The organism is Terrabacter sp. P2_E3 (assembly GCF_056403915.1).
In genome coordinates this window covers 482,835-497,282 of sequence record NZ_JBFUEN010000003.1, presented here as the reverse complement: position 1 = coordinate 497,282, position 14,448 = coordinate 482,835, and the positions used below count along the sequence as shown (strand labels likewise).

The following is a 14,448-nucleotide window of genomic DNA, read 5'->3' as shown; positions in this document are numbered from 1 at the left end:
TGCACACCGTTGTGCACGCGGCCACTGTCCGTCAGGGAACGGTCACTCCCCGTCGCGGTGGAAGCCCGCGCGCCGGGCCGCCTCCTCGCTGTAGAACCACACGTCGGGCTCGACGTCGTCGTAGCCGGCGTCGTCGGGGCCGACGAAGGTCGTGCCGTCGCGCCGGCCCTTGACGGCGTGACCGAGTGGCTGCGCCCCGTCCGCGATGGGTGCGGCCGAGCCCAGGCCGAACCCGCCGTCGGCGACCTCGTCGAACCCGGAGATGCGTCGCCCGGAGGCCGCCGGCTCCTCGGCAGAGTCCGTGTCATCGGCGGTGTCATCGGCCGTGTCATCGGCCGTGTCGTCCGCCGTGTCGTCCGTGGCGTCATCCGTGGCGTCGGAGGTCACCGCGTCAGCGGTCCACGTGTCGGCGTCGGTCACGACGGTGTCGTCGTCCGTGCGGGCCTCGGCCGCGTCCTGGTCGGACTCGTGCGCCGGCTCCGCCAGCTCCTCGTCGGCCTCGCTCTCGTGCGAGTGCGGCGCCATGTCGACGTCGAAGCCGTCGTCGACGGTGTCGTCGTCGAGGTCGGTGCCCTCCTCTGGACCTCGTTCGCCCGGTGTCGTCGCCCATGGCTGGCCGCGGTGGTCGCCGGGGTCGTCGGCCGGGGTGCCGCCACCGGTCACGACCTCGTCGCGATCGTCGAGCGCGGGCACCTCGACGGACTCCGTGTCCGCCTCGGCCTGCGCCGGGTCGCTCTGCGGCGTCGGGTTCTCCGAGGCGGTCTCGTCGGCGGACCGGTCTGCGGGCTCATCGTCGGCGTGCTCGTCGTGGACGGGCTGCTCGTCGTGGACGGGCTGCTCGTCGTGGTCGTGGTCGTCGTCGCTCGACGCCAGCGCGCCAGCAGCAGCCACGCCTCCGGCGGCGGCCCCCACCTGCGGGGCCTCGTCCCGCGCGTCAGCACCCGCGTCGGCACCACCATCGGCACCCGCGTCCGCATCCGTCGTGGACCAGTCGTGGTCGCCCGACTCCCCTGCGGCGTCAGCACCCGCGTCGGCACCACCATCGGCACCCGCATCCGCATCCGTGGCGGACCAGTCGTGACTGCCCGACTCCTCTGCGGCGTCAGCACCCGCGTCGGCACCACCATCGGCACCCGCGTCGGCGTCGGTCGACGAGGCTGCCGCCGTCGCTCCGCCGGTGACCTCGGGCTCGTCGGTGACCTCGGGCTGGTCGGTGGCGTAGGAGGACTGCTTCTCGTCGGCGCGCAGGTCCGCCTCGCTGGCGAGGTCCGTGCGCTGCGTGGCCGACTCGTCGTCCGTGGCGGACGCGCTGGGCGCGAAGGGGTTCTCGGCGTCCGCGAGGTCGTCCTCGTCGTCGTCGTGCGCGAACGCCGCGGCCCCGACCGCTGCCGCACCGGCAGCACCCGCCGCACCGGCGGCGAGCCCGGCACCGCGCGGCGGCTCCTGACCCGGCAGGCGCTTCCCGGCGTCGTCGACGCGGTAGCCCTCGTCGTCGGTGGCGACGTCGGGGTCGACGCGGTCGGCCTCACGCTCGAGACCTGCGTGCTCGACGCGGGCGGACTCGGCGGAGGTGCGGTGCGCCTCGGCCTGCTCCTCGAGCCGCCGCGCCTCCGCAGCGACTCGCTCGGCCTCGGCGGCCTTGCGCTCGGCCTCGGCGCGGGCATCAGCAGCCATCGCGGCCGTCACCGACGCGCGGTCCTCGGTGTCCTGCACCTCGGGCAGGCGCTCCTCGACCTTGGCTCGCAGCTCGCCGGCCTCGAAGCGGCGTGCCTCGACCTCGCGACGCCGCCCTGCCGAGACGAACAACCAGATGATCACTGCAATGACGACGATCGCCACCACGATCCACAGAATCGTCTTGCCTGTGTCGGACATGCCATCCCCTTACGGATTACGGGCCCTCACGACCACTTCCCCCGAAACCTACTGCGCTGGGGGACCTCTGCGGCACCCAGCGCGCCGACGTCGTCGTGCACGTACCCCGAACCGTGGGCACGACCGCCCGGTTCGCACCCCGACGAGCGCGCGTATGCCGTCCGGCCAGCCGGACGGCATACGTCATCGGTGCTCGGGTGCAGCCCCGCACGCTGCTCGTGCGCGCGAATCCCGTTGCTCCGCGGCCCCACTCGGGTCCGCCCGAGGTGCTCAGCCGAGTCCGAGCTTCTTCGCCGTGGTCTCGCGCATCTCGACCTTGCGAATCTTGCCCGTCACGGTCATCGGGAACTCGTCGACGATCTCGACGTAGCGCGGGATCTTGTAGTGGGCGAGCTGACCGGTGCAGAACTCGCGCAGCGACTCGGCGGTCAGCGGGGTGGCGCCCTCCTTCATCCGCACCCAGGCGCACAGCTCCTCGCCGTACTTCTCGTCCGGGACGCCGATGACCTGTGCGTCGAGGATGTCCGGGTGCGTGTAGAGGAACTCCTCGATCTCGCGGGGGTAGACGTTCTCGCCACCGCGGATGACCATGTCCTTGATGCGTCCGGTGATCTCGACGTAGCCGTCGTCGTGCATCACCCCGATGTCGCCCGTGTGCATCCACCCGTCCTCGATGGCCTCCGCCGTCTTGTCGGGCTGCTCCCAGTAGCCGAGCATCACCGAGTAGCCCTTCGTCAGGAACTCGCCGGCCTTCCCCCGGGGCAGCGTCTCGCCGGTCACCGGGTCGACGATCTTGATCTCGAGGTGCGGGCCGACCCGACCGACCGTGCCGACCTTCTGCTCGAACGTGTCGTTCGTGCGGTTCTGGGTCGACACCGGCGACGTCTCGGTCATCCCGTAGCAGATCGTCATCTCCTCGATGCCGGCCGCGATGAGCTGCTTCATCAGCTCTGCGGGACAGGGGGATCCGGCCATGATGCCGGTGCGCACGGTGGACAGGTCGTAGTCGGCGAAGGAGGGAAGGTTCCACTCGGCGATGAACATCGTCGGCACGCCGTAGAGCGAGGTGACCTTCTCGTCCTGGGTGGCCTTGAGGGTCAGCGCGGGGTCGAAGCCGGGCGCCGGGATCACCATGCAGGCACCGTGCGTCGTGCAGGCGAGGTTGCCCATGACCATGCCGAAGCAGTGGTAGAAGGGCACCGGGATGCAGACGCGGTCGGCCTCGGTGTAGTCGCACAGCTCGCCGACGAAGTAGCCGTTGTTGAGGATGTTGCGATGGCTCAGGGTCGCGCCCTTCGGGAACCCCGTGGTGCCCGAGGTGTACTGGATGTTGATCGGGTCGGTGTTCGAGAGTCCCGCCTGGACGCGCGCGAGCTCCTCCGGGGCGACCTCGTCGGCACGGGCGACGAGCTCGGCCCAGTCGGACGTCCCGATGTAGACGACGCGCTCGAGGCCGTCGACCTCGTCGCGCACCTCGTCGACCATCTGCCGGTAGTTGCTCGACTTGAAGGACTCCGCCGCCACGAGGGTCGAGATGCCGGCCTGCCCGAGGACGTACTGCAGCTCGTGGGACCGGTAGGCCGGGTTGATGTTGACGAGGATGGCGCCGATCTTGGCCGTCGCGTACTGCACGAGCGTCCACTCGGAGCAGTTCGGCGCCCAGATGCCGACCCGATCGCCCGTGCCGACGCCGACGGCGAGCAGCGCGCGGGCCAGCCGGTCCACGTCGGCCCGCAGCTCGGCATACGTCCACCGGCGGCCCTGGGTGACGTCGACGAGGGCGTCACGCTCGCCGAACCGCTCGGCCGTGGCGTCGAAGCTGTCGCCGATCGTCGTCTCGAGCAGCGGGGTGTCCGTCTCGCCGCGGGTGTGCGAGAGGTTCGGGTCGAGCGTGACGGGCGGTGCGGCGGTCATCGGTGGCCTCCCGGCGTGCGGCGGTGAACGGTCTCACCACACCCAACCCCGGCACGACCCGGCGCACAAGGGAAAGCGCGCGAGGTGGAGCGAACTCACATGGTGCGCCGGGTGGACGTGCCCGTCGGCGACCTCACGCGTCGGCGGCCGGAGGCGCGTGCACTCCCCGGTGGATCTCGTAGGCCCGGGCGTCACCGGGCGAGTCCGGGTCGTCCCGGATCGGTCGGTCCGACATGAAGAGCCGCGTCACGTTGGCCAGCTCGCCGGGGTGGCTGAAGTTGATGGCGTGCGCGGCGCCGTGGATGACGACGAGGATCACGTGGCTGTCGGTCTGCCCGGCGACCTCCTTGATCCGCGGGGGCGCGGGCATGAGCGGGTCGGCGCTCCCGACCACGACGAGCGTCGGGATGTCGAGCGCGAGGAGGCGGTCGAGCGCCGGGTAGCGGGTCAGGGCCCGGAACATCCGCACGGTGCTCGGCACCCCGAACCGCAGGTAGTCGGGCACGGCCACCGGGATGAGGCCGAACGGCTCGCGTATGCCGTCGCGCGCGAGCTGCTGCACGGCCCGGCGCAACGGCTGGTTGTGAAGGCCACCCGCCGGCGCGACGAGCACGGCCCGCTCGAGACGCTCCGGGTAGAGGTGGGCGAACTCGCAGATGACGGCGCAGCCCATCGAGTTGCCGACGAGGGTCACCCGCTCGACACCTCGGTCGTCGAGGAACGCCGCTGCCGCGTGGGCGAGCTCGGGCACGTCGAGAGGCTCGCGCGGCCGACCGCTGCGACCGAAGCCGGGCAGGTCCGGGACGAGGGTGCGGAACTCTCCCGCGAGCCGCTCCGCCGTCGGCAGCAGGTAGCGACCGGAGAGACCGAAGCCGTGCAGGTGCATCATCGGTGCGGCGCCCGGCGGCCCGGGCGACTCGCGGTAGAAGAGCTTGACCCCGTCGATCACCGTCCATCGCTCGGCGAGCGCCGGCGCGGCCACGGTCAGGCCTCGCCGAGCAGGGGCGAGCGTCGCCGCGTCCAGGACCGCGAGGATCGGACGGATGCCGGTACTGATGGGTGAGTCGACACCGGACCAGAGTCCGCCCCCGGCACGCGTGCCGCGTCACCCCCACAGGATGAACGCGGACGGCCGAGGCAACCGGACAGCACGACGCCCCGGCCGGGAGACCCGGTCGGGGCGTGGTGTTCTGTCTCAACACAGAGTGCACCCGTAGGGATTCGAACCCCAAACCTTCTGATCCGTAGTCAGATGCTCTATCCGTTGAGCTACGGGTGCGTCGTTCCGTCACTCGGAGGAACGAAAAGTTACCTTAGCGCCTCGGGTCCGCATCCACGAAATCGGCCCCGGCCCGAGCCTGACGACCCCGCCCGGCACCCCACGAGCAGCGGCCCGCGGACGCCGCCTCACGGCATACGCGGTCGGCCCGAGAAGGGGCCACGATCACCCGATGCCCGGTACCGGCGAGTACTGAAATTCCTGCAAGAAACCGACAACAGATCGTCGTTTTTCTTGCGGGCCCGAGCCCATGTGAGGCGTCTCACCGCCCCGGCGCCCGCATGCGGTCAACGGCGTCCACGACGGCGCGTACCTTGAAGTCATCACGTCATCTGTTCAGCATGTGGACACCTGCAGCCCGATCCGGGCTCGTCCAGGATCCACCTGCGGAGCAGCTTCACACCGGCACGACGTGGTGCCGGGCGGCACCGCGCGCGAAGGGATGGGCCCCGAGTTGACCACGACCCACGAGAAACAGACACACACGACGCACGCGGGTCTTGCCGCGTGGGTCGAGCAGGTCGCCGAGCTGACGCAGCCGCGCGACATCCGCTGGATCACCGGCTCCCCCGAGGAGTGGACCGAGCTGACCGACCACCTCGTCGAGGCCGGCACCTTCGTCCGGCTCGACGAGAGCAAGAAGCCGAACTCCTTCTACTGCGCCTCCGACCCCAGTGACGTCGCGCGCGTCGAGGGGCAGACCTACATCTGCTCCGTCGACGAGAAGGACTCCGGGCCCACCAACAACTGGATGGCGCCCGACGAGATGAAGGCTCGGATGACCGAGCTGTACCGCGGCAGCATGGCGGGCCGCACGATGTACGTCATCCCGTTCGTCATGGGTCACCTCGAGGCCAAGGTCCCGATGTTCGGCGTCGAGATCACCGACTCTGCCTACGTCGTCGTCTCCATGCTCGTCATGGCCCGCTGCGGCGACAAGGTGCTCCACAAGATCGAGGAGACGAACGCCGACTACGTGCCGGCGCTCCACTCGGTCGGTGCCCCGCTCGCCGAGGGCCAGGCCGACGTCGCGTGGCCGTGCTCCGACACGAAGTACATCGTCCACTTCCCCGAGGAGCGCACGATCTGGAGCTACGGCTCCGGCTACGGCGGCAACGCCCTGCTCGGCAAGAAGTGCTACTCGCTGCGCATCGCCTCGGCCATCGCCCGCGACGAGGGCTGGATGGCCGAGCACATGCTCATCCTCAAGCTCACCTCGCCCAAGGGGTCCGTCCACTACATCGCGGCGGCCTTCCCGTCCGCCTGTGGCAAGACGAACCTCGCGATGATCACGCCCACCATCCCCGGCTGGAAGGCCGAGATGGTCGGCGACGACATCGCCTGGATGCGCTTCGGTGAGGACGGCCGCCTCTACGCCGTGAACCCGGAGTTCGGGCTCTTCGGCGTCGCCCCCGGCACGGGCGAGTCGACCAACCCCAACGCGATGGCCACCATCGAGAAGGGCAACTCGGTCTTCACCAACGTCGCCCTGACCGACGACGGCGACGTGTGGTGGGAGGGCATGACCGACGAGCCGCCGGCACACCTCACCGACTGGCACGGCAACAGCTGGACGCCCGAGGACGGCAAGGCGGGGACGCTCTCGAGCCACCCGAACAGCCGCTTCTGCACGCCGGCCTCGCAGTGCCCGATGATCGCCCCGGAGTACGACAACCCCGACGGCGTGCCGATCGACGCGATCCTCTTCGGCGGCCGCCGCAAGACGACCGTGCCCCTCGTCTACGAGTCGCGCGACTGGCAGCACGGCACGTTCATCGGCGCCACGCTCTCATCGGAGACCACCGCCGCCGCGACCGGCGCCGTGGGCGTCGTGCGCCGCGACCCGATGGCGATGCTGCCCTTCATCGGCTACCACGCGGGCGACTACATGAACCACTGGCTCGAGATCGGCAAGAGCGCGGACGCCTCCAAGCTCCCCCGCATCTTCGGCGTCAACTGGTTCCGTCGCGACGAGGAGGACGGCTCCTTCCTCTGGCCCGGGTTCGGCGAGAACAGCCGTGTCCTCAAGTGGGTCATCGAGCGCCTCGACGGCGACGCCGATGCCGTGGAGACCCCGATCGGGTTCGTGCCGACCGAGGGCGCCATCGACATCGACGGGCTCGACATGACGCCCGAGCAGGTCGCCAAGGCCATCCGGGTCGACGCGGCCGACTGGGAGAAGGAGCTGCCCCTCATCCAGGAGTGGTTCGACAAGTTCGGCGAGCAGCTCCCCGCGGAGCTGTGGGCCGAGTTCGACGCCCTCAAGGCCCGCGTCAGCGAGCGCTGAGAGGTCGGTCCACCGCCTGCTGGCCGGCGGGCGGCGGACGACGTGATGCAGGGCCCGGCACCTCACGGTGCCGGGCCCTCCGTCATGCCACGGGTCCGTGGCGTCGTCGACCCGCCCGGCACCCGAGGTCGTATGCCGTGTCGCCGGGGCAGGCGGCATACCCCCCTGTCGTCGGGTGCCCGTCGTGGGGTACACGTGGGCCATGAGCAACTCACACCCCTACACCCGCGACGAGACCGAGGCCGAGCGGCTCGATCGCAACTTCGGCGAGCAGCTGCAGGAGCTGCGCATCGCCCAGGCCGGCGTCCAGATCCTCTTCGCCTTCCTGCTGACCATCCCGTTCCAGCAGCGCTTCACGATCTTGAGCGACCTGCAGCGCGACATCTACGTCGCGACCCTCATGGCCGCCGCCGTCAGCGTCATCGTCTTCACGGCGCCGGTCGCGCTGCACCGCACGCTCTTCCGCGACGGGCTCAAGGACTTCATCGTCACCTACACCGACCGGCTGATGAGCGTGGGGCTGCTCACGCTCGGGCTCGGCATCATCGGCGGGGTGGTGCTCGTGCTCGACGTGCTGATGTCGCACACCGCCGCGTTCTGGTTCGGCGGCGCGCTGGGCGTGCTGGGGCTGGCGCTGTGGGTCGGGGTGCCGCTGTCGAAGAAGGGCAGCGCCCGCCAGAACCTCGAGGGCGACGACGACGCGAATGCGAACGGCGCCCACTCCTCCCCCGCCTGAACCGTCGAGAGGCCACCGTTTGCGGGTCCCCAACTGTTGAGGGGCCAATGTTTGCGGTCCTGTCCGGGGCGGAGGCGGCGGGAGCCGTCGCGTGGTCGTCCCGGCCTCGCGCCGCCTCCGTGGAAGAACGCCGAATGCCCCCGAGCTCGCTCGGGGGCATTCGGCGTTCTGGCGCGGAGGCGGCGGGATTTGAACCCGCGAGAGGTTTTATCCTCAACCCGCTTAGCAGGCGGGCGCACTAGGCCACTATGCGACGCCTCCGTGCCCGCGACGAGGCCGCCGAGGCGGCGTCCGATGCACGGGCGAGCACAGGCTACCGGCACCGGTGCGCCCGACCCAAACCGGGGGTGGACGCGTCCAGGCGCCTTACCCAACTCGATGCGGCATATATCAGGTTGGCAGGGCACAATGTGCATCGGCTCGTGCGCACGGGCCGATGCAGAGAGGACTCCATGACCTACCCGAACACGCGAGGTCCGGCTGCGCCCCCGACCCGTGAGGCGCTGCGACGCGAGCTCAAGTCAGGCTTCCGTCGCGCCGTCGGGCTCACGGCCCTCGGCACCGTCGTCCCCGGAGCAGGCCTGACCCAGACCCGTAGCCGCAAGTTCGGATGGCTGCTGCTCGCTCTCGCGATCGTCAGCCTCGGCGTCGGCGCGTACTACGTGATGCGCACCGGCGTGACGAACGCCGCCCTGTCGATCGTCGCGCGCCCCACGGTGCTGCAGACGCTCGCCGTCGCCTTCGTCATCGGCGGCATCCTCTGGTGCGGCTCGATCATCCTCACTGCCGTGCAGTCGCGCCCCACGAGGCTCGACCGTGCCCGCACGCGCCTGCTCGCCGGCTTCACCACCCTGATGGTCTTCGTCGTCGCCGGCTCGTCGTTCAAGTTCGCCGAGTACGCCACGATCACGCAGAGCACCGTGGCGCAGGTCTTCGGCAAGACCCCCACGACCCCCGGAGCGGGAGCCCAGGTCTCCGAGGGCGAGGACCCCTGGGCCGAGCAGGCCCGCGTCAACATCCTGCTGCTCGGCTCCGACGCCGGCGCTGACCGGGTCGGCATCCGCACCGACTCGATGATCCTCGCGAGCATCGACACCAAGACCGGACGCACCGCGCTCATCTCGATGCCGCGCAACCTGCTCAACGCGCCACTGGCGCCGAAGAGCCCGCTGCGCGCCATCTACCCCTCCGGCACGTTCGGCTCGCCCGACAGCTCCTGTGACCAGGGCCCCGGCCAGTGCATGCTGACCAACCTCTACGTCGACGCCGAGAACTACGCCAAGGCCCACCCGGGCGCCTACCCCTCGGGTGACCAGCCCGGGCGCGTCGAGCTGCGTGGGACCGTCCAGGAGATCACCGGACTCGAGGTCGACCAGATGGTCGTCATCGACCTCAAGGGCTTCTCGCGCCTCATCGACGCCATGGGTGGACTCGACATCAACGTCAAGCTGAGCGGCTACGGCACCAAGCTGACCATCGGCGGCGAGCACGCCCCCGACGGCAGCGTCTTCGGCGTCAAGGGCTACTTCGAGCCCGGCCGCCAGCACCTCGATGGCTACCACTCCCTCTGGTACGCCCGCTCGCGCGCCGCCGACAGCGACACGTTCCGCCAGATGCGGCAGCGCTGCGTGGTCCAGGCGATCGTCCAGCAGGTCAACCCGGCCCAGATGGTCTCGAAGTACCCCGAGGTCGCGAGCATCCTCAAGGACAACATCTACACCGACATCCCGGTGCAGAACCTCCCGGCCTTCGTCGAGCTCGTCGAGCGTGTGCAGAAGTCGAAGATCAACAGCGTGGCCCTGACGCAGAAGCAGAAGGTCTACTCCAACGACCCCGACTACGCGCTCATCCGCGAGCTGATCCAGAAGGGCATCGCGCCGCCGAAGGCGACGCCCAAGCCCTCCTCGACGTCGACGAGCACGCCGACGAAGACGAAGACCCCGACCTCGTCGAGCACCGACTCCTACGAGACCTGCTGACCCGCAGGCCCGCCGACCCACAACAAAGCCCCCGGCCGATGGCCGGGGGCTTTGTCACAAACGACTGAGGTTGGTGTCGCTCGTTGCTGTTGCTCTCGAGTGATCAGAGCGGGCGAACTGCGTCGGCCTGCGGGCCCTTGGGACCCTGCGTGACCTCGAACTCGACTCGCTGCGCCTCGTCCAGCGAACGGTAACCGTTCGACTGAATGGCCGAGTAGTGGACGAAAACGTCGGGGCCGCCGCCGTCCTGGGCGATGAAGCCGAAGCCCTTTTCAGCGTTGAACCACTTGACGGTGCCCTGTGCCATACGGGTAACTCTTCCTTCTTTAGCGTGTGGGACAACGCACCTCGCGCATCCCAAGCTGCCGCTTTGACTCCACTCGACGGGCGCGAACCCACCGAAGCCGAAAGGAAACCCGTCACCGTTGCGGATGACGGGCACCTGCTCGACTGCGAGGAACTGCAACTGCAACCGCGACGAACCTAGCAGAATACCGGCCGGTCGGCCCGTCGGATGACACTCGTTTTTGGGCGTTCAGGAACCGTTCGTCGCGACGTCACGTCGGGTGCCTCGCAGCGCGAGCCGCGGGGGTCGGTCGCCGCGGATCGTCGCGACCATGTCGAGAACGCGCCGGGTCGCCCGGACGTCGTGCGCGCGGAACACCGTGGCCCCCAGCCAGGCCGCCACCGCGGTCGCCGCGAGCGACCCCTCGAGCCGCTCCTCGGCCGGCAGGTCGAGCGACTCCCCGACGAAGTCCTTGCGCGACATCGCCTGCAGCACAGGGTAGTTCAGGGCAGTGATGTCGGCCGTGTGCCTCAGGACCTCGAGCGAGTGCGCCGTGGTCTTGCCGAAGTCGAGCGTGGGGTCGACGAGGATGCGTTCACGAGGTATGCCGGCCTGCTCGGCCGCCAGGGCGCCGTCGGCCAGGGTGCGCACGACGTCCCGCACGACGTCGAGCGGGTCGTCGCCGTAGGTGACGTCGACCGGATCGGTCCGGGGCGGAAGGCCGCCGGTATGTGAGATGACGTAGCCGGCACCGATGCCCGACGCGACGTGGACGAGCTCGGGGTCGTGTCCGGCCCACGTGTCGTTGACGAGGTCCACGACCCCGGCCGCCTCACGGGCCACCTCCGACCTCCACGTGTCGAGGCTCAGCAGGACGTCCGGGTGCTCGGCCCGCGCCCACTGCAGGAACGGGACGACGCGCCGGATCTCCTCGTCGGCGTCGACGACCTCGCCCTCCTGACCGGCGCGCACGCCACCGACGTCGACGAGGTCCGCGCCGAGCTCGACGGCCTCGACGAGGGCCGCCTTGGCGGACTCGAGGTCGGCGTGGCGGTTGCCGCTGAAGAAGGAGTCACGGGTCCGGTTGACGATCGCCATGACGGCGGGCGAGGCAGCGTCGAAGCGGCGTCCCCGCAGGACGAGAGGGCTCGCCGACGTGAGCTCGAGAGGGGCCAGCCGGCTCAGGATCTCGGCGGTGTCGGGCGCGGGATCCGAGCCGGAATGTCTGGTCACACTGTCGTATCTCACGGCTCCACCCAAAGGTCAACGCCGGTCGGGAGCATGGTTGCGGAACTGTTACCATTGTCGAGCAGACATCGCCCACGGCCCGGCCACGCTCCCGGCCGGGTCGCGGGTGGTCCGCCGGTCCTGATCGTCCCGCAATGACGGTCGACCAACCGGGCCCGCGACGACGCGTCGGCGGGCCCAGTCACCAAGGAAACTGAATACAGAGATGTCGTACATCGTGTCGTTCTTCGCGGCCATGAACCGTCCGTCCACGTCGATGCCGGTCGGTCAGTACAACTCCAGCACGACGTTCGAGGAGAGGCTCGGCCTGCTCTGAGAGCGCGTGCAACCGCTGGGCTCACCGTCGAGGCCGGCGCATGAGAACAAAAGGGACTCCGGATCTCCGGAGGCCCTTTTTTCATGCCCGGATCCGGTCCGAGGCCAGGCCGGAGGAGTGGGGTCGTGAGGTCGCGCGTGAGATCGCGCACGAGGTCGTGCGACTGCTGCGCCCTGGCGACACGAGCTGCGCGATCTCCCGCGCTGTCTGGGTGCACCCGTGGCCTGCGGCGTGGCGACGCGCTCCGGCCAGCGTGCGGAGGGCGTGGGACTCCGCGCTGGTACCGGGCTCGTTCCTCGCCCGGGCCCAGCGCTCCCCGTCATCTCACGCCTCCGCAAGCTGCTCCGAAGGCGCTCCGCGCCGACGGAGCAGTTGGCGGAGGGCGTGGGATTCGAACCCACGATGGGCTATGAACCCATAGCGGTTTTCAAGACCGCCGCACTCGGCCACTATGCGAGCCCTCCAGTGTCCGCGGAAGTCTAGCCGCGGGCGACCCAGCCGTCCGAATCATCCCGGCGCCGACCATGACGCGCCCGATGACACGCCTCATGATGCTGCGTCTGGTGTGGTCATCACCCCACGAGCGGCAGGACCATCCGCAGGACGATGACGGCGCTGCCGGAGCAGTGGGTCAGATGTACATCGCCGGGTCGAGCCACTGGTTGGTCGCGTCGCGCTTCGGGAACCGGATGACCGCCGGGATGCCGGTCGCGACCGCGCCGGAAGGGACGTCCTTGACGACGACCGAGTTGGCGCCGATCTGGACGTCGTCGCCGACGCGGATGGGCCCGAGCACGCGGGCACCGGCGCCGATGGTGACGCGGTCGCCGACCGTGGGGTGCCGCTTGACGTGTTCCATCGACCGGCCGCCCAGGGTGACCCCGTGGTAGATCATGACGTCGTCGCCGACCTCGGCGGTCTCGCCGATGACGACTCCCATGCCGTGGTCGATGAAGAACCGCCGGCCGAGCCGGGCCGCCGGGTGGATCTCGACGCCGGTGATCGAGCGCGTCACCGTCGCGAGGACCCGCGCCGGCAGCCGTCCGCCCGGGCGCTTCCACAGCTCGTGCAGGCCGCGGTGCGCCCAGATGGCGTGCAGCCCAGGAGAGGTCAGGACCATCTCGAGCCGGGAGTTGGCCGCGGGGTCGCGCTCGATCGCGCCGTCGACGTCCTCGCGGGCCCGGTCGGCGAGCTTGCGCACGAGGCCGAGCGGGCCGGCATACGACCGCCCGCCGGGGACGACGGCGGCTGCGTGGGAGGTCACAGTCGCCGCCGGCTCCCCGGCTGTCCCGACCACCTCGGCCGCGCCGTCACCGCGCACGAGCGTCAGCGGCTTCTCGGCCGGCCGGGGCTCGTGGTCGATCTGTGGTGCGGTGCTCATGCACGACTCCTTGGTGGCATTGCAGGTGGGGCGGGCGAACGAGGGGACGTCAGTCGACGAGGCCCTCGAAGAGGATCGTCGACAGGTAGCGCTCACCGAACGACGGGATGATGACGACGATCGTCTTGCCGGCGTTCTCGGGACGCTGGGCGACCTGGACGGCGGCAGCGATGGCGGCACCGGACGACAGGCCGACGAGCAGGCCCTCCTCGGTCGCGGCGCGGCGGGCCCACTTGACGGAGGTCTCGGCGTTGACGTCGATGACCTCGTCGTAGACCTCGGTGTCGAGGATCTCGGGGACGAAGTTGGCGCCGATGCCCTGGATCTTGTGCGGACCGGGCTGGCCGCCGTTGAGGATCGGGCTCTCCTCGGGCTCGACGGCGATGATCTGGACGCTCGGCTTGCGGGCCTTGAGCACCTGGCCGACGCCGGTGATGGTGCCGCCCGTGCCGATGCCGGCGACGACGATGTCGACCTCGCCGTCGGTGTCCTTCCAGATCTCCTCCGCGGTGGTCCTGCGGTGGATCTCGGGGTTGGCCTCGTTGGCGAACTGGCGGGCCAGCACGCCGCCTCGCTCGGCGACGATCTCGTCGGCCTTGGCGACCGCGCCCTTCATACCGGTCGACGGGTCGGTGAGGACGAGCTCGGCGCCGAAGGCGCGCAGCAGCGCGCGGCGCTCCTTGCTCATCGACTCGGGCATCGTCAGCACGACCTTGTAGCCACGGGCGGCGCCGACCATGGCGAGCGCGATGCCGGTGTTGCCGGAGGTGGCCTCGACGATGGTGCCGCCGGGCTCGAGCTGCCCGCTCGCCTCGGCGGCGTCGATGATGGCGACGCCGATGCGGTCCTTGACGGAGTTGGCGGGGTTGTAGAACTCGAGCTTGGCGGCCACGGTCGCCTGCGCCCCGTCGGTGACCTTGTTGAGGCGCACGAGCGGCGTGTTGCCGATCAGCTTGGTCACGTCGTCGTAGATCGGCATTGCTGGAGCCCTTTCGGCTGGGTACGGCGGAACGGTCTGTCGCCTCGATTGTCTCCGACAACCGAGTTCTCGTTATGCATATTCCAACACGTCGTTATCGATTGCCAAGGCCGCGCCCATGATCCGGGCGCCGACACGACGCCGGGTCACCCGGCACACACCCCGAAG

General features: G+C 69.9%; 10 protein-coding genes and 3 tRNA genes. 3 read left to right on the top strand and 10 right to left on the bottom strand.

Going from position 1 to position 14,448, the window contains the following annotated elements:
• Positions 1-42: 42 nt before the first annotated feature.
• The 4 genes from AC1DW8_RS05585 to AC1DW8_RS05570 all read right to left on the bottom strand — a co-directional run bounded on the left by AC1DW8_RS05585 (position 43) and on the right by AC1DW8_RS05570 (position 5,068).
• Entirely contained in the window at positions 43-1,875 is a 1,833-nt protein-coding gene (locus AC1DW8_RS05585) for a sunset domain-containing protein (protein WP_478092479.1), read from the bottom strand.
• A gap of 270 nt (positions 1,876-2,145) precedes the next feature.
• Complete coding sequence (locus AC1DW8_RS05580) at positions 2,146-3,789, bottom strand: AMP-binding protein (protein WP_056826187.1); 1,644 nt, start codon at positions 3,787-3,789, stop codon at positions 2,146-2,148.
• 133 nt (positions 3,790-3,922) lie between these two features.
• Entirely contained in the window at positions 3,923-4,771 is an 849-nt protein-coding gene (locus tag AC1DW8_RS05575) for an alpha/beta fold hydrolase (protein WP_056775249.1), read from the bottom strand.
• Between the two features lie 224 nt (positions 4,772-4,995).
• A tRNA-Arg gene (locus tag AC1DW8_RS05570) sits at positions 4,996-5,068 on the bottom strand.
• 442 nt (positions 5,069-5,510) lie between these two features.
• Between AC1DW8_RS05570 and AC1DW8_RS05565 the strand changes: the two genes are divergently transcribed.
• Both AC1DW8_RS05565 and AC1DW8_RS05560 read left to right on the top strand, forming a co-directional pair.
• Positions 5,511-7,355, top strand: coding sequence for a phosphoenolpyruvate carboxykinase (GTP) (locus AC1DW8_RS05565; RefSeq protein ID WP_056774247.1), 1,845 nt, complete (start codon positions 5,511-5,513; stop codon positions 7,353-7,355).
• Positions 7,356-7,557: 202 nt separating this feature from the next.
• Positions 7,558-8,091: a DUF6328 family protein gene (locus tag AC1DW8_RS05560; RefSeq protein ID WP_056774250.1), complete on the top strand. Its 534-nt coding sequence runs from the start codon at positions 7,558-7,560 to the stop codon at positions 8,089-8,091.
• Between the two features lie 174 nt (positions 8,092-8,265).
• Here AC1DW8_RS05560 and AC1DW8_RS05555 read toward each other — a convergent pair.
• A tRNA-Ser gene (locus AC1DW8_RS05555) sits at positions 8,266-8,352 on the bottom strand.
• A gap of 191 nt (positions 8,353-8,543) precedes the next feature.
• Between AC1DW8_RS05555 and AC1DW8_RS05550 the strand changes: the two genes are divergently transcribed.
• Positions 8,544-10,070, top strand: a complete 1,527-nt coding sequence (locus AC1DW8_RS05550) for an LCP family protein (RefSeq protein WP_478092476.1) — start codon at positions 8,544-8,546, stop codon at positions 10,068-10,070.
• A 103-nt stretch (positions 10,071-10,173) separates the two neighbouring features.
• Here AC1DW8_RS05550 and AC1DW8_RS05545 read toward each other — a convergent pair whose 3' ends face one another.
• From AC1DW8_RS05545 to cysK, 5 genes are all read right to left on the bottom strand, one after another.
• Positions 10,174-10,377 carry a cold-shock protein gene (locus AC1DW8_RS05545; protein ID WP_013491183.1) on the bottom strand — a complete coding sequence of 68 codons (204 nt, stop codon included), beginning with the start codon at positions 10,375-10,377 and terminating at the stop codon, positions 10,174-10,176.
• 228 nt (positions 10,378-10,605) lie between these two features.
• Positions 10,606-11,544, bottom strand: a complete 939-nt coding sequence (gene folP, locus AC1DW8_RS05540) for a dihydropteroate synthase (RefSeq protein WP_443081116.1) — start codon at positions 11,542-11,544, stop codon at positions 10,606-10,608.
• Between the two features lie 749 nt (positions 11,545-12,293).
• Positions 12,294-12,384, bottom strand: a tRNA-Ser gene (locus AC1DW8_RS05535).
• A gap of 167 nt (positions 12,385-12,551) precedes the next feature.
• The gene (gene cysE / locus AC1DW8_RS05530) at positions 12,552-13,301 is read right to left on the bottom strand and encodes a serine O-acetyltransferase (RefSeq protein WP_056826183.1); all 750 of its coding nucleotides are present in this window, start codon (positions 13,299-13,301) and stop codon (positions 12,552-12,554) included.
• Between the two features lie 49 nt (positions 13,302-13,350).
• Positions 13,351-14,280, bottom strand: coding sequence for a cysteine synthase A (gene cysK / locus AC1DW8_RS05525; RefSeq protein ID WP_056774255.1), 930 nt, complete (start codon positions 14,278-14,280; stop codon positions 13,351-13,353).
• Positions 14,281-14,448 lie beyond the last annotated feature (168 nt).